Origin of the sequence: Acerihabitans sp. TG2, assembly GCF_035013185.1 — a bacterium.
Lineage (GTDB): Bacteria > Pseudomonadota > Gammaproteobacteria > Enterobacterales > Enterobacteriaceae > Acerihabitans.
This window is the reverse complement of record NZ_JAYGJO010000022.1, coordinates 45,338-67,190: the sequence shown is the minus strand read 5'-3', so window position 1 is coordinate 67,190 and position 21,853 is coordinate 45,338. Positions and strand designations below refer to the sequence as shown.

At 49.6% G+C, this 21,853-nt stretch carries 18 protein-coding genes; 4 read left to right on the top strand and 14 right to left on the bottom strand.

Annotated elements, in window-relative coordinates; genetic code table 11:
- The 6 genes from recG to SJI19_RS17825 form a co-directional block, all read right to left on the bottom strand.
- The gene (recG, locus tag SJI19_RS17850) at positions 1-2,082 is read right to left on the bottom strand and encodes an ATP-dependent DNA helicase RecG (protein WP_323479647.1); all 2,082 of its coding nucleotides are present in this window, start codon (positions 2,080-2,082) and stop codon (positions 1-3) included.
- A gap of 206 nt (positions 2,083-2,288) precedes the next feature.
- Complete coding sequence (gene spoT / locus SJI19_RS17845; RefSeq protein ID WP_323479616.1) at positions 2,289-4,397, bottom strand: bifunctional GTP diphosphokinase/guanosine-3',5'-bis pyrophosphate 3'-pyrophosphohydrolase; 2,109 nt, start codon at positions 4,395-4,397, stop codon at positions 2,289-2,291.
- 20 nt (positions 4,398-4,417) lie between these two features.
- Complete coding sequence (gene rpoZ, locus SJI19_RS17840; RefSeq protein ID WP_323479615.1) at positions 4,418-4,693, bottom strand: DNA-directed RNA polymerase subunit omega; 276 nt, start codon at positions 4,691-4,693, stop codon at positions 4,418-4,420.
- Positions 4,694-4,748: 55 nt separating this feature from the next.
- Positions 4,749-5,372 (bottom strand): guanylate kinase, encoded by a 624-nt coding sequence (gene gmk / locus SJI19_RS17835; RefSeq protein ID WP_323479646.1) that lies wholly within the window; start codon positions 5,370-5,372, stop codon positions 4,749-4,751.
- Positions 5,373-5,941: 569 nt separating this feature from the next.
- On the bottom strand, positions 5,942-6,367 hold the full coding sequence (locus tag SJI19_RS17830; RefSeq protein ID WP_323479614.1) for a MarR family winged helix-turn-helix transcriptional regulator: 426 nt from the start codon (positions 6,365-6,367) through the stop codon (positions 5,942-5,944).
- A 727-nt stretch (positions 6,368-7,094) separates the two neighbouring features.
- Positions 7,095-7,589, bottom strand: a complete 495-nt coding sequence (locus tag SJI19_RS17825) for a DUF523 domain-containing protein (RefSeq protein ID WP_323479613.1) — start codon at positions 7,587-7,589, stop codon at positions 7,095-7,097.
- Between the two features lie 248 nt (positions 7,590-7,837).
- Here SJI19_RS17825 and SJI19_RS17820 point away from each other — a divergent pair, with 248 nt between their 5' ends.
- Positions 7,838-8,284, top strand: a complete 447-nt coding sequence (locus tag SJI19_RS17820; protein ID WP_323479612.1) for a GNAT family N-acetyltransferase — start codon at positions 7,838-7,840, stop codon at positions 8,282-8,284.
- Between the two features lie 88 nt (positions 8,285-8,372).
- Here the strand turns inward: SJI19_RS17820 and SJI19_RS17815 are convergent, their stop codons facing one another.
- Positions 8,373-9,236: a LysR family transcriptional regulator gene (locus SJI19_RS17815; protein ID WP_323479611.1), complete on the bottom strand. Its 864-nt coding sequence runs from the start codon at positions 9,234-9,236 to the stop codon at positions 8,373-8,375.
- 106 nt (positions 9,237-9,342) lie between these two features.
- Here SJI19_RS17815 and SJI19_RS17810 point away from each other — a divergent pair, with 106 nt between their 5' ends.
- Entirely contained in the window at positions 9,343-10,707 is a 1,365-nt protein-coding gene (locus SJI19_RS17810; RefSeq protein WP_323479610.1) for an MFS transporter, read from the top strand.
- Positions 10,708-10,789: 82 nt separating this feature from the next.
- Here the strand turns inward: SJI19_RS17810 and SJI19_RS17805 are convergent, their stop codons facing one another.
- Entirely contained in the window at positions 10,790-11,248 is a 459-nt protein-coding gene (locus SJI19_RS17805) for a DUF2000 domain-containing protein (RefSeq protein ID WP_323479609.1), read from the bottom strand.
- A gap of 93 nt (positions 11,249-11,341) precedes the next feature.
- Here SJI19_RS17805 and SJI19_RS17800 point away from each other — a divergent pair, with 93 nt between their 5' ends.
- Positions 11,342-11,845 carry an Lrp/AsnC family transcriptional regulator gene (locus SJI19_RS17800; protein ID WP_323479608.1) on the top strand — a complete coding sequence of 168 codons (504 nt, stop codon included), beginning with the start codon at positions 11,342-11,344 and terminating at the stop codon, positions 11,843-11,845.
- A gap of 257 nt (positions 11,846-12,102) precedes the next feature.
- Here the strand turns inward: SJI19_RS17800 and idnR are convergent, their stop codons facing one another.
- From idnR to idnD, 4 genes are all read right to left on the bottom strand, one after another.
- Complete coding sequence (gene idnR, locus SJI19_RS17795) at positions 12,103-13,095, bottom strand: DNA-binding transcriptional regulator IdnR (protein WP_323479607.1); 993 nt, start codon at positions 13,093-13,095, stop codon at positions 12,103-12,105.
- 137 nt (positions 13,096-13,232) lie between these two features.
- A complete protein-coding gene (locus SJI19_RS17790; RefSeq protein ID WP_323479606.1) occupies positions 13,233-14,552 on the bottom strand; it encodes a gluconate:H+ symporter in 1,320 nt (439 codons plus the stop codon).
- Between the two features lie 83 nt (positions 14,553-14,635).
- Positions 14,636-15,400 carry a gluconate 5-dehydrogenase gene (gene idnO, locus SJI19_RS17785; protein ID WP_323479605.1) on the bottom strand — a complete coding sequence of 255 codons (765 nt, stop codon included), beginning with the start codon at positions 15,398-15,400 and terminating at the stop codon, positions 14,636-14,638.
- Positions 15,401-15,415: 15 nt separating this feature from the next.
- Positions 15,416-16,447 carry an L-idonate 5-dehydrogenase gene (idnD, locus tag SJI19_RS17780; protein ID WP_323479604.1) on the bottom strand — a complete coding sequence of 344 codons (1,032 nt, stop codon included), beginning with the start codon at positions 16,445-16,447 and terminating at the stop codon, positions 15,416-15,418.
- A 249-nt stretch (positions 16,448-16,696) separates the two neighbouring features.
- On the opposite strand from idnD, the gene SJI19_RS17775 reads away from it, so the two are divergent.
- The gene (locus SJI19_RS17775; RefSeq protein WP_323479603.1) at positions 16,697-17,488 is read left to right on the top strand and encodes an ankyrin repeat domain-containing protein; all 792 of its coding nucleotides are present in this window, start codon (positions 16,697-16,699) and stop codon (positions 17,486-17,488) included.
- Between the two features lie 256 nt (positions 17,489-17,744).
- Here the strand turns inward: SJI19_RS17775 and SJI19_RS17770 are convergent, their stop codons facing one another.
- Positions 17,745-20,144 (bottom strand): glycoside hydrolase family 3 N-terminal domain-containing protein, encoded by a 2,400-nt coding sequence (locus tag SJI19_RS17770; RefSeq protein ID WP_323479602.1) that lies wholly within the window; start codon positions 20,142-20,144, stop codon positions 17,745-17,747.
- A gap of 12 nt (positions 20,145-20,156) precedes the next feature.
- Entirely contained in the window at positions 20,157-21,548 is a 1,392-nt protein-coding gene (locus tag SJI19_RS17765) for an MFS transporter (RefSeq protein ID WP_323479601.1), read from the bottom strand.
- Positions 21,549-21,853: the final 305 nt, after the last annotated feature.

Here is a 21,853-nt window from a genome sequence, read left to right as displayed (position 1 = left end):
TCACGCATTAGTATAACGCGCACGCTCCGGCATCCAGCGCGCGATCAACGCCGCAGCCGACGCGGGATAAGTCTCATGAAGATGGCGCGCCAGCCGCTGTACCTCAGGGATCATCCCCTGATCGCGCAACAGATCCGCCACTTTAAATTCCGCGTTACCGGTTTGCCGAGTACCCAACAATTCACCCGGACCGCGAATCTCCAAATCCTGCTGCGCAATAACAAAACCATCGCTCGTATCCCGCAACACCTGTAAACGGCGCTGCGCGGTCTTACTTAACGGCGACTTATAAAGCAACACACAGTGAGACGCGACCGCGCCGCGTCCCACCCGACCCCGCAACTGATGCAACTGAGCCAGCCCCAAACGCTCCGGATTTTCTATAATCATCAGACTGGCGTTGGGCACATCCACTCCCACTTCTATCACCGTAGTCGCCACCAGCAAATGCACTTCACCGGCTTTAAACGCCTGCATCATCAGCTGCTTCTCCTGCGACTTCATTCGACCGTGCACCAAACCGACACGCAGTTCCGGTAAGGCAGCCACTAAATCCTCCCAGGTAGCCTGTGCTGCTTGGGCTTCAAGCAAATCGGATTCATCAATCAATGTACAAACCCAATAGGCCTGCCGTTGCTCCTGCAGGCAAGCTTGCCGTACCCGCTCAATGATATCCGCACGCCGGGTATCCGGTATGGCCACCGTCGTTACCGGCGTACGCCCTGGAGGCAATTCATCAATGATCGACGTATCCAGATCGGCATAAGCGGTCATGGCCAAGGTGCGGGGAATTGGCGTCGCAGTCATAATCAGCTGATGTGGGTGAAAACCTTGCGCCAGACCCTTCTCCCATAACGCTAACCGCTGGTGAACCCCGAACCGGTGTTGTTCATCAATAATCACCAATGCCAGCCCGGAAAACGAGACCTGCTCCTGGAAAATGGCATGGGTTCCCACCACCATCGCCACCGTGCCCGCCGCGATAGCGTCTTGTTGGGCAATGCGTGCTTTGCCTTTTTGTTTACCGGCCAGCCAGCCCACTTCGATGCCCAGAGGCGCAAACCAGCTGCGAAAAGTCTGCGCATGCTGCTCGGCCAGTAATTCCGTGGGTGCCATCAAGGCTACCTGCTTGCCCTGAGCAATGGCACGCAGCGCCGCCAATGCCGCCACCAAGGTTTTGCCCGAACCGACATCACCTTGGACCAAACGCATCATTGGCACCGGTTGTGCCAAATCCCGTTCTATTTCGTCAGTGACCCGTTGCTGCGCCCCGGTTGGAGTAAACGGCAGCAAAGCCAAAAAGTGCTGCTTGAGCTGATGATCGGCGGTCAACGCCAGGGCCAGATCCTTACGTACGTTGGCGCGCACCGCCAGCATGCTCAGATTGTGGGCCAGCAATTCCTCCAAAATTAAACGTCGCTGCGCCGGGTGCTTTCCTAGTTCGAGATCGGCCAGAGAGATAGTCGGTGGTGGACGATGCAACGTGTGCAATGCTTCAGGCAGGCTGATAAGCCCACGGCTTAGCTCGGGAGGAAGCAGTTCGGCAATCGGGTAGCTATCGAGCAGTTTCAGCGCCTGATCGGTCAGATTACGCAGGGTAGCCTGTCGTATCCCTTCCGTCGTGGGATATACCGGGGTCAACGACGCCGTAAGCACCACGTCGGCCAGCTCATCCAGCACATGATACTCAGGATGAATGATCTCGGCGCACTGTTGGCCGCGGCGTATTTCTCCGTATGCAGTGACCTGGCGGCCGACGGCCAGGCTATTTTTCATGGCGGCATTGAAGTTAAAGAACCGCAGCGTGATCATGCCGGTCTTATCGCTAATTCGACAGGTTAACATGCGTCGGCGGCCAAAACTGATCTCACAACTCAGCACTTCCCCCCGCACGGTGACATACATGCCGGGCAAAACGTCGTTGATTGAGTACAACCGAGTGCGGTCTTCATAGCGGGAGGGCAGATGCAGCAATAAATCTTGCAGATTTTCCAGACCCAGACGAGCAAGGCGAGCCGATTGCGCTGGGCCGACTCCGGAAAGGGAGCTTAACGGTAGGGTGTTCAGCAGACGGCCTTCCATCATTTCAGCACTCCGTGGCAGATAAAGTGGTCCGGTTTGGCACGTAAACCGTCACCAGCAGCGTCCTCTCACCTTGCAGCACACCGCCGATGCCTTCATCTTTCAAGTTGCAAGTGCACGGACTACATCCGTCACCCGAATCACTTACCGGTGTAAGTTTATTGGCGTTTGCCTGCCTGCAACGCGAAATCTATTGGGTAAAACCGTCAATTGCGGTTACGGGTCACTCTTATCACGTCGGCCATAACGCGAATTTTACGCATAATATTGGCGAGATGGATACGGTCGCGCACGGTCAGGCGGATAAATGCGCTGTAAACGCGTCCGTCTTTCTCTTCGGTATTTAAGCTTTGGATATTGGAGTCGGCAGCATTGATGGCCGCGGTAAGATTGGCTAGCGCGCCCTGGTGGTTAAACATGTCGGCTTTGATCTCGGCAATAAACTCCTGCTCGGTATCCAGCTCCCATTCCACCGCCATGAATTTTTCCGGCTCCTTCTGGTAACCGCGAATGTTCCGGCAGGATTCATGATGCACCACTAACCCTTTGCCCGGACTCACATGGGCAATGATCGGATCACCGGGGATCGGCCGGCAGCATTTGGCAAAGGTAATCAGCACCCCTTCCGCCCCTTTGATTGGCAGCCTTTTCAAGCCGGGGCCGGGTGGGGTCATATTGGACTGATCGCCCTGAAGATTACGCGCAATCACTACACTCATGGCATTGCCCAAGCCAATTTCCGCCAGCAAATCGTCGAGCGTCGCCAGCTTCATCCGCTCCAGTTCATGCTGCATATTTTCCGGCGGCACCTCGGCCAGTTTACGACTGCCGCCGAGGGCATGATTTAATAATCGGCGCCCCAAGCTGACCGAGTCGTCACGTTTGAGGTTTTTGAGCATTTGTCGGATTTTGGCGCGCGCTTTGGAGCTGACCACGAAGTTTAACCAGGCGGCATTGGGGCGTGCGCCCGGCGCGGTGATGATCTCAACCGCCTGACCACTGGCAAGGGCTTGGGACAACGGATAAGGTTGCCGGTCCACACGCGCACCGACGCAGGCGTGACCGATATCGGTATGTACCGCATAAGCAAAATCAACCGGCGTAGCGCCCGCAGGCAGTTCGACAATGCGCCCTTCTGGGGTAAACACGTAAATTTCATCGGGGAACAGATCCGATTTTACGCTTTCGATAAACTCAAACGAGCTGCCGGCGCTTTGCTGTAATTCCAGCAGGCTTTGCATCCAGCGCTGGGCGCGGATCTGCGCCGTGGTGCCGGTTTCACCCTGCACTTTATAAGCCCAGTGCGCCGCGACGCCCATTTCTGCCATTTGGTCCATGTCTTCGGTGCGGATCTGCACTTCCACCGGTACGCCGTGCGGCCCGATCATCGACGTATGCAAAGACTGATAGCCATTGGCTTTGGGAATGGCAATATAATCTTTCACCCGGCCGGGGCGTGGTTTATACAGGCTGTGCATTTGGCCCAGCACCCGGTAACAGGTATCCACTTCGCCCACGATGACCCTAAAGGCGTAGATGTCCATAATGGAATGGAAACGCTGTTCCTTTAGGTGCATCTTGCAATAGATTGAGTAGAGGTGTTTTTCCCGGCCGCTGACGCGACAAGGAATGCCCGCTTCGGTAAGCCGCCCTTCGATTTCCACCAGAATTTTCTGGATCATCTCTTTGCGGTTACCGCGCGCGGCTTTCACTACTTCCTTAATGACACGGTAGCGATTGGGATAGAGCGCTTCAAAACCCAGCTCTTCAAGTTCGGTCTTGAGGTTGTGGATACCCAGACGGTGGGCCAGCGGACTATAGATTTCCAGTGTTTCCCGGGCAATGCGGCGGCGCTTGTCCGGACGTAGCGAGCCGAGAGTGCGCATATTGTGGGTTCGATCCGCCAACTTGATCAGTACCACGCGAATATCCTGCACCATCGCCATGATCATCTTGCGAAAGTTTTCTGCCTGGGCTTCTTTTTTGTCGCGGAATTTCAGCTTATCGAGTTTTGATACGCCTTCCACCAGTTCGGCCACGCTTTTACCAAACAGCTGTTCCATATCCTGGTAAGTGGCGGGCGTATCCTCAATCACATCATGCAGTAACGCCGCCATCAGCGTTTCATAGTCGAGACGCATCTCGGCCAGGATACATGCCACGGCCACCGGATGGGTGATATAAGGCTCACCGCTGGAGCGTGACTGTCCCTCGTGGGCATCACGTGCGACAAGATATGCTTGCCGGAGAAGTTTTATCTGATCCTCGGGCAAGTAACGCTGAATCAGCAGATTCAGACTTTCAAACAGGTACAATTGTGAACCGATTTCTGAGTTTAACGACGGCCTTCAGCAATTGCAGTAACCGCCTGAATCTCTGCGGCTTCCTGCTCTTGCTGTTCCTGGCGATCTCGTAAGTCTAGGATTTGATTGGTGATCAGTCCTTCTTCGATCTCACGCAGGGAGATAACGGTGACTTTATCGTTTTCTTCTGCGACCAGGGGATCTTTACCGCCGACTTGAAGTTGGCGAGCGCGACGGGCAGCGACCAGCACCAGGTCAAAACGATTACCAATTTTTTCAACGGCGTCTTGTACAGTTACGCGTGCCATATGTGAGCTACTCCGCAAATAGAAGAAATGACTGGGCATCATACTGAAAGTTGTTTCAGTCCGCCAACAATTTGGTGATTAAAGCGTCATGGCGTAATTTTTGACGGCCAAGACGCAAACGTTCGGCACGTATGATGGTCTGTAAATCCACCAGTGCCGTATTGAATTCATCATTTACAATCAGGTAATCATACTCCGCATAGTGCGACATTTCAGCAACCGCCTGGGTCATACGACGGGCAATAACGTCCTCGCTATCCTGACCGCGGCCACGCAGTCGACGATCGAGTTCCTCCCTGGACGGCGGCAGCACAAAGATACTGCGCGCTTGTGGCATGGCCTTGCGGATTTGCTGCGCGCCCTGCCAGTCGATATCGAGAAAAACATCCACCCCGGTGGACAACACCTGTTGAATGGACTCGCGGGAGGTGCCGTAATAATTACCGAAAACATTGGCATATTCCAAGAAGTCACCCTCCTGGATCATGTGTTCGAACTCAGCTATGGAAACAAAAAAGTAGTGTTCCCCGTGCCTCTCCCCTGGACGTATAGGTCTTGTGGTATGGGAAATCGAAACCTGGGTATCATACAGGGGCTGGGTTTTAAGCAACGCCTGGATTAGGCTGGATTTTCCCGCGCCGCTAGGGGCGGAAACAATGTAGAGCGTACCATGAACCATAGTGGAATTTTTCGGCTGTAGTTGATTGATAACACGTGTTGATGACGGTAAACCGATAGATCGACCCATAAAAAGGGCATCGGCAATCATTATACACATCATTCAACCCTGGTGCAGCCTGACTTATCATTCGCGGCGGGTATTTCAGCGGACAGGCTAAGGGAGGACCCGCCAGGTGAGGGTGTGGCCTAATAAGGTGGCGTAGGGGGGTAAATAGGGTAACTTTCCCCCTTGTTAAGTAAATTTTATTAACTAATGCAACCACCACTCTATTATATGACGGTTATACTAGTCGAAAACGTAATAATAAATCGTACTGGTTTGTACAGACTGATGTTAATATCAGTCGATACAAACCTGGTTAATAAACGCTCGACATAGATATAGCAGAAGTGAACCAGGTCGTTTTATTCAAACATATTTATCAAGCGCTGCTTATATGTTATTACGGCAACAACAGCCTATCACCCCGGCAAACTGCGCCGGATTGGAAAAAACGTTATAGCTGCTTATGTAACAACGTTGCCGCCTTCACATTGTGGTATTTTCTGAACAAACAGAATCGCTAATTATCGCTGGTTCGCATCGAGGGTGCCACATATCTCGCCAAACTGTTCCAATTGGCTTTCAGAAAGTGGCTTGAGAATACGCTCCAGGATGGCTCGGTGGATCCGCTGGGCAATTTCAAGTTTGCTGAGCCCCTTTTCCGTAATATAAACGTGTTTAACACGACGGTCGGTTGGGCTCTGCTGGCGTTGTAGCATCTCATCTTTTTCCAGCGCATCCAACACAGTGACTACCGTACGCGAAGAGAATCCCATATAATTTTTGATATCGGTCGCACTGGTTTTGCCATTGATTATCAATTGCAAAATTTTCATTTTTGACAAAGACAGACCTTCATTGACCAATTGGCCGTTCGCTTCCTTTCGCAAGCGGTGGTAGATGCGTGATAATGACTCCACTGTTACTGAGACATCTATTATCTTTCCCATTTTTGTTTCTCTCTGTGTAATTAAGGCGGTTTACTCACCGCGATAGCAGGTTAAAAAAATGTTATATCCAATCAGGGATTAATTTATCCCTTCGTCGTTTGATATATGAAACAGCGATTTTTGCAATTTTTTTGGTCGACACTGTTTCTGTCGATTTCAAAAAAACGACCATCAATATTGCTCATGATTGCGTTGTGATAGCCGTTAATTAACGCATCACGAAGGAAACCGATATACAACCTTGATGATTTAATGCCAGCGCAGTTTATATGAATATTTTCTATTTTGAAACATGACCAAATGAAAAATACGCATGTAATATCGAAATATCACCGTGGTGATAGTGTAGCTAATTTTATTATGTCACCACTAACCTAGTGGTCCCGCTACTATTAACTTATTTATAGTAGGGCTCACTCTAACCTATTGAAATAAAACATATTTAAAGAAAACATCAATATAAATAAAATGTTTTTTTATATCTTATTATTGGACATTAATTTAAAAATTTAAAAATAAAATAAATAATGTGCTCAGAAAAATGTGATGAAGGTTGAATTTATCTGTGTGATATTGATCATAACTCTTTGATTAAGTTGATTTAATTTTTTTATGTAATGTTGGTTTATGGGCGTGTGTCGGTTTTTTTAGTATAAAAACAAACAGATATGCAATACGTAATGATTACCCGACCGGAAAAACATCTGGCCGGGTCTAGAACTTATTTTTATTCTTCATCCTGGCGCAACGACGTGACGAGTTGATCGACTTGTCGATGTGAAAAAACCGCTATCCCTTGTTCGCGTAATATTTGTGCGGTAAAACCCATGCCCGGTTTGGTTTGGCCATTGAAGTCCCCGGAGTAAATGGTCTCACTACCACACGATGGGCTGCCATCAGCCAGTAGCGCATAACGACAGTGGTGAAGTTGCGCCATGCGTAACGCCAGATGTGCGCCCAGTATATACAGGTCGGTAACATCCGTTCCGGTTCTTTCCATGATGCGCGCGCCATGTTGCACGAGTGTGCTGCCGGTAGGCCCGATGATGATTTCGGCGGGCGGGCGGGGGGTACTGAAACCGGCCGCTAGCTCAGGGCAACAGGTGACCACGCGTCCTTCGCTACGCCATTGCGTAAGTGTGCTGTGTAATAGTGACTTGGCTGAACCGTCATAACGTACGTTAAAGCCCATCAGACAAGCGCTGATGAGAATTTTATTCATAGGTTTTTTTCCAAAGCGCTGTACCGCATAATGATAAATTCGCAAAAATACGCGCAACAATCATACGGCCTAACCTGCGTATGTTGAAATCAAATTCGCGTCGCAGTGGTTCCTTTAAGTTCCTTATCGAGAGCCGGATGGGTAATCTGGTTACTCCCGTCTGCACCACGCGCGGTATATTAACCGAGGGTGGACCCAGGTATTATTATGATAGACAAAGCAAATGAGTAAGGCTGCGGGGAACAGTAATGAACCTGACATGGTATGACTGGCATCAGGGTGAGCTAACGACACATCGTTTGTACGATATTCTCGCACTGCGCAACGCGGTATTTATCATTGAGCAGGCATGTCTTTATCAGGACGTGGACGGCCAGGATTTGCGGGATGGCAATCGCCATGTCGCCGGATATTGGGACGATACCTTGGTGGCCTATGCGCGGATCTTGGCGACGGGCGATCGTTTGGTTATCGGCCGGGTGATCATTGCGCCACCAGCCCGTGGCCTAAGACTGGGGCATCAATTGATGGAACGGGCGCTGGCGGTTTGTGAAACGCATTGGCCGGGCCAGGGCATCTCACTATCTGCGCAGGCCCATTTACAAGACTTTTATCGCCAATTTGGTTTTAAAGCGGTTACGGATATCTATGACGAAGACGGCATTATGCATATTGGCATGAGCAACCGGCCCTGAAAGGAGGATTTCCGTCATCCATGACAGTCATGGCTGTGGACTGATTCGCGCATTGATGGTTGTTTGACCCGTTATAAGTGTTTTATGGCTACATGAAAGCATGGCTAATCGCATCCATCACTACACGCACGCGCCCCGCTGACCAGACCTCGGGGTTCGCCACTAACCAAATATCAACTTTTTCCTGGCGAGCTGGCATAACGTTAACCAATTCGGGGCAGAGACGCTCGACGATCTCCCTCGCCATCATACTAATCCCAACCCCATGTCTGATGGATTCAATGAGCAACCATTGGGAGGGTGTTTCCAATACAATATTGCCATTAGTAATGGGTTCGTCGCAAAGCCGTTGCCAATATTGCGGTACGGCATCACGGGGAAACATAATCAGGTCATGGCCCGAAAAAGCATTTCCGGAAACCGGCAAGCCGCGCCGTGCGACATAGTCAGCAGAGGCGTACAGGCCAATGTGAAAGGTGGTTAGGCGACGGATGATCAGGTTTTCATCGATCGGGCGAGCGCTGCGCACCGCGAGATCGGTCTCACCGTGTTTAATATCCACTAGCGCGGGGGCGGTTGACAGCATCACAGTAATATCGGGATGCGATTGGCGCAGCTTAGCCAAGGCCGGTAATAGAAAACAGCTTGCCAATGATTCCGTCGAGGCGATATGCACCGTCCCAGCCAATGAGGTATCCATGCCTAGGGTTTTACGCCGCATCGCGGCGGCGGCGGCTTCCATCGTTTCCGCTTCAGGTAATAACAGCTGGCCGGCAGTAGTAAGCGTATAACCTTCTGGTTGTCGGGTAAACAAACGGGTCTGTAATTCTTGTTCTAGCGTACGCAGGCGCCGGGCGACAGTAGCCTGATCAACCTCCAGGCTGGTTGCTGCAGCGCGCAGACTGCCGGTGCGGGCTATGGCCAGCAAAAAACGTGTGTTGTCCCAATTCATGTTTTTCCTGCGGCATTTTTGCCGCACCTCATCCTAGTTATGCTGCATTTTAAATGGTGATGATTGTTTTTACACTCCTCTTATCGGTTGGTAAAGAGGAACAATCATGTCAGAAGTGAGATCAATAGATAGCCCAGACCAAACAAGGCACTTCCCTCTTCTGGTGGTGTTGTGTGCCGGCATGTTTATGGCAATACTGGACGTCAATGTGATAACTATCGCCATTGTCAGCATCCAGTCTGAATTCCATGCATCGGTATCCGCTATTACCTGGGCAGTGGATGCCTATAATCTAACGTTGGCGGGTTTTATGCTTTGTGCCGGCATGCTGGCTGATCGCTACGGTGCCCGTTGCCTATGGATAGTGGGCGTGACGGTATTTAGCGGCGCATCATTGGCGTGTGGTCTTAGCGGGTCGATAGAGCAACTCATTGTATTGAGACTACTCCAAGGCGCTGGAGCGGCAATGTTTATACCCGCATCATTTTCTTTAATGCCGGTTATCTGGCCGGATAGCGTGGTAAGGCAGAGGGCGATAGGCTTGTTCGGTGGGATTGTTGCGATCGCGGCGGCGGCGGGCCCGATATTAGGCGGGTTTCTCGTCAGTTATTTCAGTTGGCGCAGTGTATTCTTGATCAACATTCCCATTGGATTATGCGCCATAGTGGCGGCATATTGGTTGTTGCCGGCGGTTGATGGTCATAGGGATCAGAAAGGTGATCTGGCTGGCCAATGTCTCGGTTTTGCCACGTTGGCCGGTATCAGCTTTATATTGATCCAACTACCCGTACTGGGGTGGCGCGATGGTTTGATGCAAGCTATCGCGGTGATCTCCCTGAGCACTGGCGCTGGTTTTATCACAGTGGAACGCTACTGTGCCTCACCCGCAATTCCTGCCATCCTATTTCGGCACTCTAGGTTTAATGTTGCCAATCTTACCGGGTTGTTGGTTAACGCCTGCTATTTTGGCGGTATTTATGTCCTGAGTTTACTGCTCCAGCAACGGTTGAGTTATTCTCCGTTGCAAACCGGGATGGCATTGCTGCCGCTGGCGGTATGCCTGATGGCCGGTAACCTGTTGGCCGGCAGGATGATGGTACGTTTGGGCGTGAAAAAACAGATGGTGGCTGGTTTATTGCTTAGCGCCTGTGGTTATTTGGGCATGCTGTGTCTACAACAGCGAATCACACCTATTGTGATTATTTCCATGGCGCTGTTGGCTGGCGGGACGGCGTTTGTTGTGCCGCCCATGACGGTTACGGTATTACGCAGCGCACCGCTATCCATGACGGGTACCGCCTCAGCCATTCATACCACGCTGCGACAGATCGGATCGCTATTGGGTATTGCGCTAGCCAGTTTAGCCTTTACGCTGCTGAACTCGCCATTGCTCTTGTTGATGCCGCTTTACGCGTTAATCCATATATTACTGGCATTAACTCTCTGGCGGTTAACGTGGATTGATGATTGAATTTATTTTGCGCCCCTGGTTGCGCCTGCGAAGAGTAAGACGGCGTCGACAGTCATTGTTGCGTGGCGGTTAATTTTCCACTTCAGCGTAATAATTTCAGCGATCCGGTCAACGAGGTAATCCATTTTGCCGGTCCGGCCAAACCCACACCATCAATGGTTTCCGAGGCAAGCGTACGCAACGGAAACTCGCGTTGATAATCCTGATATTGGTGTAGGTTACGGGCAAATGCAGGGAAAGGCACCGTTGCCTGGGTGCGGCTATCATCGGCGGCCTTGAGCATCAGCAGCCTGATCGCCGACTCATCTGCTTGCAGGATCGGTACCGGTAGTCGGGAGCTGACGTCTATGGTGATGCCCTGTCCGTCACTCAGTTGCTGATTGGCCAGTTCCGGTAACTTGGCGGCTAAACCGATGCCGATGGCCGCCACGGTATTGGCCAGCAGTCCCAATGGCAGCGAGGGGTTAACAATAATGGCAATGCGTAAATCATCAATCACGATATTCTCCTGGTAAAACACGCGAATTCCAACAAAGATCATAATCCGCAATGCCGGGAAGAACCTGTTTATTTTTACGTAATTACGATTAAAAATGGTATTATTTACCTATTTTTTACGCATTAGAGAAAAATTATGCCAAATATTTCCTTCGATGCAGCTGATATCAGAATTTTGCGTGAGCTGCAAGATGCCGGACGAATAACCAACCAGCAGTTGGCGGAAAAAGTGGGCATGGCAGCCTCTCCGTGTTGGCGACGGGTCAGGCAATTGGAGCAGCAAGGGGTGATCGCGGGTTATCGCGCAGTGCTGGATCGCAAAAAAGTCGGACTGGGCATACTGGCATTTATCCGGATAAAAATTGACAGCCACAACGCCACCGAAGCCAGACAGTTTGAAGTGGAAATTGAAACACTGCCTGCGGTGATCGCCTGTTACGCGGTGGCTGGCAGCGCCGACTTCCTGCTGCAGGTGGTGTCTCGGGATTTGGACGAGTATTCAGAGTTTGCCATGACGGTACTGCGCGCGTTGCCACGGATCAAAGAGATGGAAACCACCTTCGTGCTGCGCGAAATCAAACCGTTGGGCGCGATGCCGTTGATCGGGACGTCACTGTCTGTAGCACCCCTGGGTAAGTAAAAAACGTGTTTAGTCATAAAAAAAACCCGCTTATCGCGGGTAATGTTAGGACGAACACAGGCAGCTTTCTAATAATGACCGGTGGATTATGGAACATCAACGTGACGGCTGAATGACAGCTACCCGCTGTTCAATACGTTTAATGAAATGGCATACCACAGGTGAACTCGGTGTTAGTCAGATTTTTTTGCAATTCAATCAAGCATCTCTGGGAATTAGGGCACCAGTGGGCATGGTACAAAGGAGTTAGAGGGGGATCAGATCGTACCGCCTTTAAAAATTTGATAGCCTAAATCGATAGAATAATTGACATCTTCGTGGCGGATCTTTTTCAATACCATTTCCGCTGCGCATTTTCCCATGCTGATGCGCGGAGTGATGACACTGGCCAAGCGGGGAGTAATGGCTCGACCGATATCCAGTCCATGGAAACCGGCGATGGCGATATCCCCAGGGACGGGAATATCTCGCCGCAAACACTCTAACAGCGCGCCCACGGCGATATCATCATTAGTGCAAAACAAGCCATCTAAATCAGGAAAGCGCGTTAATGCCAAGTTAAAAATACCCGCGCCGAGGGAGAACGACGAGATTTCGTTGGCAGTCAACATTAAGGGTGTTAATCCATAGGATTCCATCGCTTGGGCATATCCTTGGTAACGTTGGCGATCGCGTAAATCGTCACGCGCGCCGAGATAGACTATCCGCCGCTTACCGCTGTTCAATACCGTCGACATCATATCAAACGCCGCCTCCTGATTGTCGTAACCCACTTGGATATCCATATATTCTTCCCGGGTATCCATCACTTCGACAATCGGAATTTTGGCAGCGAGCAAGCATTTGATACTGCGCAAGGTATGCTCTTTTTCCATCAAAATAATGCCGTCTATGCTATAGGACAGCAGATTAACGATTTGCCGCTCTTCGGTTTCTTTACTGTAATTGTAATTCGCGATTAACGTTTGGTAATTATTAGCAGAGGTAACTGATTCGATGCCGGCCAGGACGTCGGAAAACACTTGGTTATTAAACGAGGGGACCAGGATGCCTATGGAGTGGCTGATTGCATTAAGCATCATCTCCGGAGCACGGTTTGGAATGTAATTCAACTCCTCGATGATACTGGCTATTTTGTTACCGGTCGCACTGGCGACTTTTTCTGGTGTGCGCAGATAACGGCTCACCGTGGTTTTGGTTACACCGGCAAAGGTGGCAATGTCTTGCATGCTGACCCGATATTTTTTCATTCAATATTTCCTGAAATGTCTGGTGCATTCTGCCATGGCCGGTTACGCGGGAATAGCTGTTCATTAAATTATCCTTGGAATGCTCAACCAGGTTTAATCGTATGAAAATATCCCCACAGTTGCCCTATTCAAACCTATTAATGAATAACCATATTGAGCAATAGTACACCGGCTAATCCGATAAGCGAGATCAGTGTTTCCATCACTGTCCATGTTTTTAATGTTTCGGAAACGCTAAGGTTAAAATACCCTTTAAACAACCAAAAACCCGGATCATTGACATGGGAGGCGATAACGCTGCCGGCGCCGGTTGCCAGTACCATCAGCGCCGGATCTGCATGGGTAACCGCAATGATCGGTAATACAATACCGGCGGTGGTAATTGCTGCAACGGTGGCCGAACCCAGCGCAATACGTAATAACGCTGCAACGCACCAGCACATGACCAGCGGTGATAGCGCGGTGCCGCGCATAAGACCTGCGATAAATTCACCGACGCCGCTGTCCACCAGTACCTGTTTAAAGGCACCGCCACCCGCGATAATAAAAATGATCATGGCGATGGCCGCTATGGAATCGCCCAAAATATCCATCACCTGACCAATATGGCGTCCGTTGCGCAGACCGAGCGTAAATATCCCCAGCACAATGGCGGCAAACAACGCTACCGCCGGGTTGCCGATAAACTCCAGCAACAGGCGCAACGTATCGTCTTTGGGCATCGTCATTTCGGCGACAGCGGCTAATGCCATCAGGATTACCGGGGTAATGGCCACGATAAGGCTAACAAAAAAACCGGGCATTTCCTGTTCGGTAAAAATTTTTGGATTAAATAATCCCGCAGGTGGCTCTTTTTCAAATTTTTTCAGTAGCTTGGAAAACAGTGGCCCGGAAATAATCACGGTCGGAATAGCGATAATCAAGCCATAAATCAGCGTGGTACCCAGGTTGGCATTAAAAATAATGGCAATAGCAGTGGGACCGGGGTGGGGGGGTAAAAAACAGTGGGTGACCGAAAGCGCGGCCACCATCGGAATACCCACGTACAGCAGCGGTAGCCCTGATGCAGCTACAATGGTAAACACCAATGGCAACAGCAAGACAAAACCTACCTCATAGAACATCGCCAGGCCAACCACTAACCCGGTAATCACTAGCGCCCATTGGATACGCTCTTTGCCAAAAAACTGTATCAGCGTTGTAGCGATACGTTGAGCGGCGCCGGTATCGGAAATCAGCCGTCCAAGCATTGCGCCGAAGCCCAGGATCATTGCCAATCCACCCAGGGTACCGCCAATACCGCTTTGAATTGAATGGATTACCGCCAGTGGTTTCATGCCTTCGGCAACACCCACCACGGCAGCGACAAAAACCAGCGCGATAAAACCATTAACCTTAAATTTGATCATTAATATCAGAAGTAATATTACTCCCAATGCGATAATTATAATCGGCATATATCATCCCCATGAAAATGACGAAAAGTCACCACCGAGGTGGCCCTCGTCATTTATTTTTATTGGTTTTTTTGGAACTATATTCAGACTGCAGCCAGCATACCGCCATCAACAAATATAAGGTGTCCATTGACAAAATCTGACGCTTTGGCCGCAAGGAATACCGCTGCGCCGATGAGTTCCTGTGGATCACCCCACCGGGCGGCCGGAGTCCGTTTGGTCAGCCACGCGGTAAATTCCTGGTTTTCGACTAAGGCCTTAGTCATCTCGGTATTAAAATAACCGGGGGCGATACCGTTAACTTGAATATTATAGCGGGCCAGTTCCACACACATACCGCGGGTCAGCATTTTTACTGCACCTTTCGATGCGGCATACGGTGTAATGGTGTCGCGGCCGAGTTCACTTTGCATTGAGCAGATATTAATTATTTTACCTTGGTTGCGTTTCACCATATTGCGAGCGACGGCTTGTGATACCAAAAATACCGCTTTTTGATTCACTGCCATAATGTCATCCCAGTCTTTTTCCGGGAATTCAGTAAAGGGATGTCGCCGCTGAATACCGGCGTTATTGATCAATATATCTATGGGGCCGATATCTGACTCTATCTGCTCAATAGCGTTATTGACGGCCTGACTTTGTGTCACATCAAAGGCGGCGGGATAGGCGGTGTAACCCCGATCTTGCAATTGTCGCACGGCTTTTTCCGCACGGGCGGCAGTAATATCATTAACGATGATTTCGGCCCCTGATTGCGCCAGACCGTTGGCCAGTAAAAAACCAATTCCTTGAGCGGAACCGGTAATCAAGGCTTTTTTATTCTTAAGTGAAAATAGATCGTTCATTATAATTTCCTAATTTTAAAAGACCAATTGTACTTTTGATGCCAACGATTTGTTTGCCGCGAAGATCAGCGCTTGCTCAAGTTCGTTCTGCGGATATTCACCTGACAGCAACGGCAGCGGGTCGACGGTACCGTTAGCAAGCCAGGTGACGGCGGTATTGAATTCTGTAGTAAAACGGAAACTTCCTAACAACGTAATCTCCTTGGCTATTAGCATCATCATGGGGAATTCAGGCATGACGCCACCCATGCCAACTTGCACCAACGTGCCCTTGGCTCGGGTTAATTCCAGGCAACGCGTGATGGATTGGGGATGACCTGATACTTCGAAAGAGATATCGAAATAGCCTTTTTGATCGGCGTAAGCGGAGAAGTCACCAGTGGCCGCATGCAGGGTTTGACTCGCACCCATTTTGGCCGCGATATCCAGGCAGCGTTCGCTTAAATCGGCGCAGATAATTTCCCGTGCCCCGGAGGCCTTGGCGGCTGCTACCAGCAAACTACCGATAGGACCAACCCCAGAGACAAACACGCTTTTGCCCTTGATGTCGCCAGCTTGGTTTACCGCATGAATTGCCACGGCTAAAGGTTCAGCAAAGGCCATAACATGCTCATCGAGGGCATTGTCAAACGGAATGCATTGTTCGGTATCCACTACTTTAAATTGCGTAAATCCGCCATCAACATGTGGAAAATACATAGCGCTGCCAAAAAACCGCATATTGATACACTGATTTTCCTCGCCGGAAAGACAGTACTTGCAATGCTTACAGGGTTTGCTGGGATTTATGGCTACGCTCTGGTTAATCATTAATCCTGGCGTATCACTTTTTACCACACGGCCAATAATTTCATGTCCCAAAATCATGGGTTGCCGAACTTTAAAATTGCCTACCGCGCCCTCTTGATAGTAATGGAGATCGGAACCGCAAATTCCCCCTCTTGATACTTTAACCAAGGTTCCTTTACCAGAATATTCCACTGATTGTGAAATGACAGCAACGGATTTTTTCCCGGTCACCACACAAGACTTGGTCTCTACGTTCATTTCATTTCCTCAACTGTGATTTCGTGAGATGCAGTTAAGCGGCTATGGATATGTAAAACTGTGATACATGTCACTTAAATTGATGTAACGAAATTGATGTAACGCATAACGTGACTGACTTAAAAAAATCAACAAAGGCTCTTATGAATAACAATTTTTATTTCACTACTTGTTAATTTCGGATATAGCTATAGAGCAACGTGTACTTACGCGTCGTCGTTTAATTAACATTTAATATAGAGGTTATTTATGACTAATCTTGTGCAAACGCATCTTTCACTTGGAAGTGTCAATTGTCCTTTGCATGTTACAAAAATAAACTACAGTGTTATAAAAAGTGTGCATAATCAATACTATATGAATAGTATCATGAAGAACGTTCCCAAAAGGATAATGCGAGAGATAAATTTAAACGTTCAACACATAAAAAACAAAGAACCAAGAATAAATGATGACCTTGTTTATTCTTGGTATGCTAAGAATCTTGATAAACAGAGTCAGTCTACACGGTCTGTAACTAGAAATAATCAACATATTTTGCTTAACATAAATAATGTAATTGAGCCAGATCCAGAATTATTATCAAATCTGAGAAATAAAGGCGTGGATGCCAATGTTCAAGATAAATATGGATTTACAGTTATTATGTTGCTCATTAAAAAAAATAAAAATGATGATTTTTTTAACCAGATTCTAGCTAAATATAAACCAAATGTTAATTTGAGAAATTATAATGGTGATACGGCATTACATTTTGCTGTGAGAATGAAAGATCATAATAAAGTTGCTATGTTAATAAAGTATGGTGCTGATGCCTGTCTCCCCAATAATAACTGTGAGACGCCGTTAATGCTGGCTGGGAGGATGAATAATGATATGTTGATAGAAAAAGTGAGTGTTCGTTCTACCATTAAGGATATTAAGATCCCTTTAGATCTTCCAATGTCAGGTCGTAGCCATGATTCGAATCCCGTGGTAGTGGCTAATGGTGCCAGAAATAATGCACAACGTCAGGAGAATACGCCTGTAGAGAATGGCTGAACAGCCAGTTATGTTCGCTAATTATTGATGTAATCAAGACGGTGTTGATTCCGGAGTTTACTGCATATTGCTACCCTGAGACATTCAGGAAAAAAAACCCGCACAAGGCGGGAATCAGGGTAGCACTTAGCAGATTTATATCTGCCTAAACCAGATAGTAGCAGGGCTTCTAAACGATTCCGGAGCTGCGTCACGAATGCTAATTTAGGAAACAAGGATTGACCTATTTTGGCACCAGGTCAGTCCTCGATATTCTTTAGTTAGCGATGATCTGTTTATTCGTTTCCACCTGGCAATAACTCTCCATTCGCCAAGCCTGGGGCAGCACATAGCATTCTCCCGCAACGGTTATTCGGCCTTTAGCCCGAATATCGGCGCTGGAGGCACCTATTTGCACCTCGAATTCCCCTGGTTCTACCACCCGGCGCCCCTGGCGATCGGTAAAATTAAGCATGTCGGTGGGAATATGAAACACCAGCGTGGCGCTTTCCCCCGGCTCCAGTTCGATGCGCTGGAAGGCTTTGAGTTCCTGGATCGGCCGCACCAACGAAGCCACGATATCGCGGATGTATAACTGGACCACCTCAACCCCCGACACCGGTCCGCTGTTGGTCACCACGATTCGCGCTACCACTTCGCCTTGTTCTATCGCCACCGGCGATCCGCAAAGCTGAAAATCGTGATAGGTAAAATGAGTCCAGCTCTGACCATAACCGAACGGATAGCGTGAACCAAAGGAAAAGGCAATGGGCGTGCCGCCGCTTTTCAACTTGTGGTTGTAATAGTAGGGGGATGCGCCGGCGCTTTTAGGCGCCGAAATCACCATTCGGCCTGACGGGGACTGCTTGCCACCAAGAATATCGGCAATGGCTGAACCGCCTTCCTGCCCGGGAGCAAAGGCCATCATGAAGCCAGCAATGTTGTCCTCCAGTCCATTAAGGTTATAGGGTCTTCCACCGGTCATCACCACAATGGTGGGGGTGCCGGTGGCGACCACCTGTTCCAGTAACTGTTGTTGTACCCCGGGCAACTGCAAGCTATCGGTATCCGAACCTTCGCCCACGGTACCGCTCTGGAACAGTCCGGAGAGATCGCCGACAAACACCAATGCCACCTCGCTCTGTCGTGCCAATTCCACTGCGGCAGGTATCAGACTCAGATTTTTCGATACCGGCGACACCTGCAGCGTGTTGCCACTGTCACCGGGAAATACCGGGGCCCCCGCCTGGCGTTTTTCCAATATGAAACAACCTTTGGCATAAGCGACATTGTCCTGGCCGAACAGGTCGCGCAACGCCTGCAGCGGCGTGATGACTTGCCCGGCCTGAGCATCAATATCGCTTATGATCAAATGCACCGGAAAACTATAGCCGCTCAATAAGGCCAGTGGATCATCGGCGGTAGGGCCGATCACCGCTAATTTTTGCCCTGCCGCCGGTGATAAGGGAAGTATGCCGCGGTTTTCCAATACGACAATGGACTGCAGCGCGACCTGACGTGCCAGCCGACGAGTCTCTTCCTGCTGCAATCGAATGCCGTTTTCCGCGACGTAGGGATGTTCGAACAGGCCGAGGCGAAATTTTTCCCGCAAAATGCGCGCTACGATAGTATCGATGGTTGTCATGGTGATCAGGCCACGGTCAACCGCTTGGGCAAGGTGTTCGGCGCAGTCGCCTTTCGGCAGCTCGATATCCAGACCAGCGTTAAACGCCAGCGCCGCTGATTCGGCGGCGTCTGTACTGACGTTATGATGCTGATGCAATAAACTGATCCCGCCATAATCCGCGACAATCAGACCGTCAAACCCCCATTGGCGGCGCAGCACCTCGGTTAGTAAATAGCTATCACTATGGGCGGGCTGATTATCGATATCATGATAAGCAGGCATCACCGAGCCGGCATGGGCCAGTTTGACCGCCATTTCAAACGGCAGCAAAAAGGTGTCATTCAGCTCATGGAAACCGAGATGGACCGGCGCGTGATTGCGCCCGCCTTCGCTGAATGAGTGGCCGACAAAATGTTTTAATGTCGCCAGCAGATCCCGCTTGGGCCCTTGTAATCCCCGCACATAGGCGCAGGCCATCAATCCCACCAGATAGGGATCCTCGCCGAAGGTTTCTTCGGTGCGTCCCCAACGGACATCTCGCGACACATCCAATACCGGGGCCAGTCCCTGGTGGCAGCCGATGCTTTTGGCTTCTTCTCTGATTGCCGCAGCGGCCAGCTCGATCAGGGCCGGATCCCAGGTTGAACCATAGTTAAGGGCCGAGGGAAACAGGGTGGCACCCTGGCAGAGCAGCCCGACCAGACACTCTTCATGAAACATCGCGGGGATACCCAGACGGGTATCCTCCACCAGCGTTTTCTGCAGTCGGTTTAATGCCCGGACCCCTTCCTCGGGGTCCACCGGTTGGGAACCCAGTGGGCGAGTAATTTGCCCAATGCCCAACTGTATTTGGGCCGCCAGCGCCTGCGACGCACTGGCTCCGCTAAACTCATCACTTAAATCGGTCCGTTCTTTATGGTGACCATCGCTAGCAAGGATTAGCCACAAGGCATGCATTTGGGCGAATTTCTCCTCATCGGTCATCCGCGCCAGTAAATCAGCGACACGAGCGTCAATCGACTTGGTGGTATCGTGATAGAGGTCTGTCATAAACGTCTCCTTTTATACATGAGCAATAGTTCCCGTTGGTTCCTCTGGGTGCTGCGGCTGTTGGTGTTTGATGGCCAATTTTGCCGCAATATCGCGAACATAGCGGCTATTGAGCTTGTAGGTGAATAACAGCAATCCCATCAGGATAAACAGTACCGAGGGGATCAGCGTGAAGAGTGCGCTGATGGTCGTCATGACCAATGACGACTGTTCGGCATGATTCGGCAGATAATCGACAAATCCCAGAACCCAACCCACCACGGCTCCGCCCATCGCCAGGCCGAATTTAATGGCGAAAAGAGCGGTGGAGAACACCAGCCCATCCAGGCGGCGTCCGGTTTTGTGTTCTTCATAATCCACCACATCGGAAAACATGGTCCATTGCAACGGCGTGGTCAGATTCTGCATAAAGCTAAAAACAATATTGATGGCGAATATTAACCATACGTCTTGGGGTGGAATAAAAAAAAGTATAGAGCCGCAAATAACAAAACAAAGAATCATCCATTGATAGGATTTAACCCGGTCAAATTTACCCAACAACATTTCCGAGAATAACGCACCAAACAGTGCCGCGATCATGCCGCTAATGATAAATGGAAATATTAAATCGGGTTTTAACATGACATATTTTACGTAATAAATGGTTGCCGAACCCCGGGTAACCACCGCCACCAACAGTAATATATTGAAGATAAATACAATTCGCCATTGTGGGTTATGCCAGAGAGATTTAAGGTCGCTGAGCATTGAGCCGGAACCTTCGCGTTTTGGTTGATAACGCTCCTTGGTCATGGCAAAACAACAGAAAAACAGGATGATGCCTAATAAACCCATCAGACTCATCGCGTAAAAATAGCCCTGCTTGGCGTCGCCTTTGCCCAACCAGTCAACTAGTGGTAAAGCGATGACCGTTACCACCAATCCGCCGATAAAAGATAAAGCAAACCGCCAGGACTGTATGGAGTGACGTTCGCGCGGGTCCTGACTCAAGGCTCCCGGCATAGCGCAATAAGGCACGTTAATTGCCGAATAGACTATACAAAGAATGCAATAAGTCACGCTGGCATAAATGATTTTCCCGGTTAGCGCCAGATCCGGCACGTAAAAGGTGATAAGGCAGCTGATGCCGAACGGCACGGCAAACCATAGCAGCCAGGGACGAAATTTGCCGTATCGGGTTTGGGTCCGATCGACAATGGCGCCGATACAGGGATCAATAAAGGCATCCACGGCGCGCACCACTAAAAACATGGTGCCCATTACCGCCGCCGGCAAGCCGAAAACATCCGTGTAGAAATAGGCCAGGAATAAGGTTGCGGTTTGCCAAACCAGTGCGCTTGCCATGTCGCCCAAGCCATAACCTATTTTATCTTTTATAGTGAGTACAGGATAAGTAAGCATAATGAACTTCCCTCATTTTTTTAAGGAAGCGAATGGCTAAAACGCCATTGCATTATTTGGTGCAATAACCGTCGTTACTTGTTATTGATGAGTAAGGAATAGGGTGATCTGCTTTCTGATATCTGAAGCAAGATAACGCTCCGGTATAAGGTCAGTATAAGAATCGATCAGTGATAAAAACAATTGAGGAAATTAACTTCATATTTACGGTTTTTTGCTTTTTATCTTATCTGTGATGGTGCGCATACTTCCGGTGGGCGCGGGTGAAACGTGCTTCACTTATTTTACCGACCCGTGGTGACCGA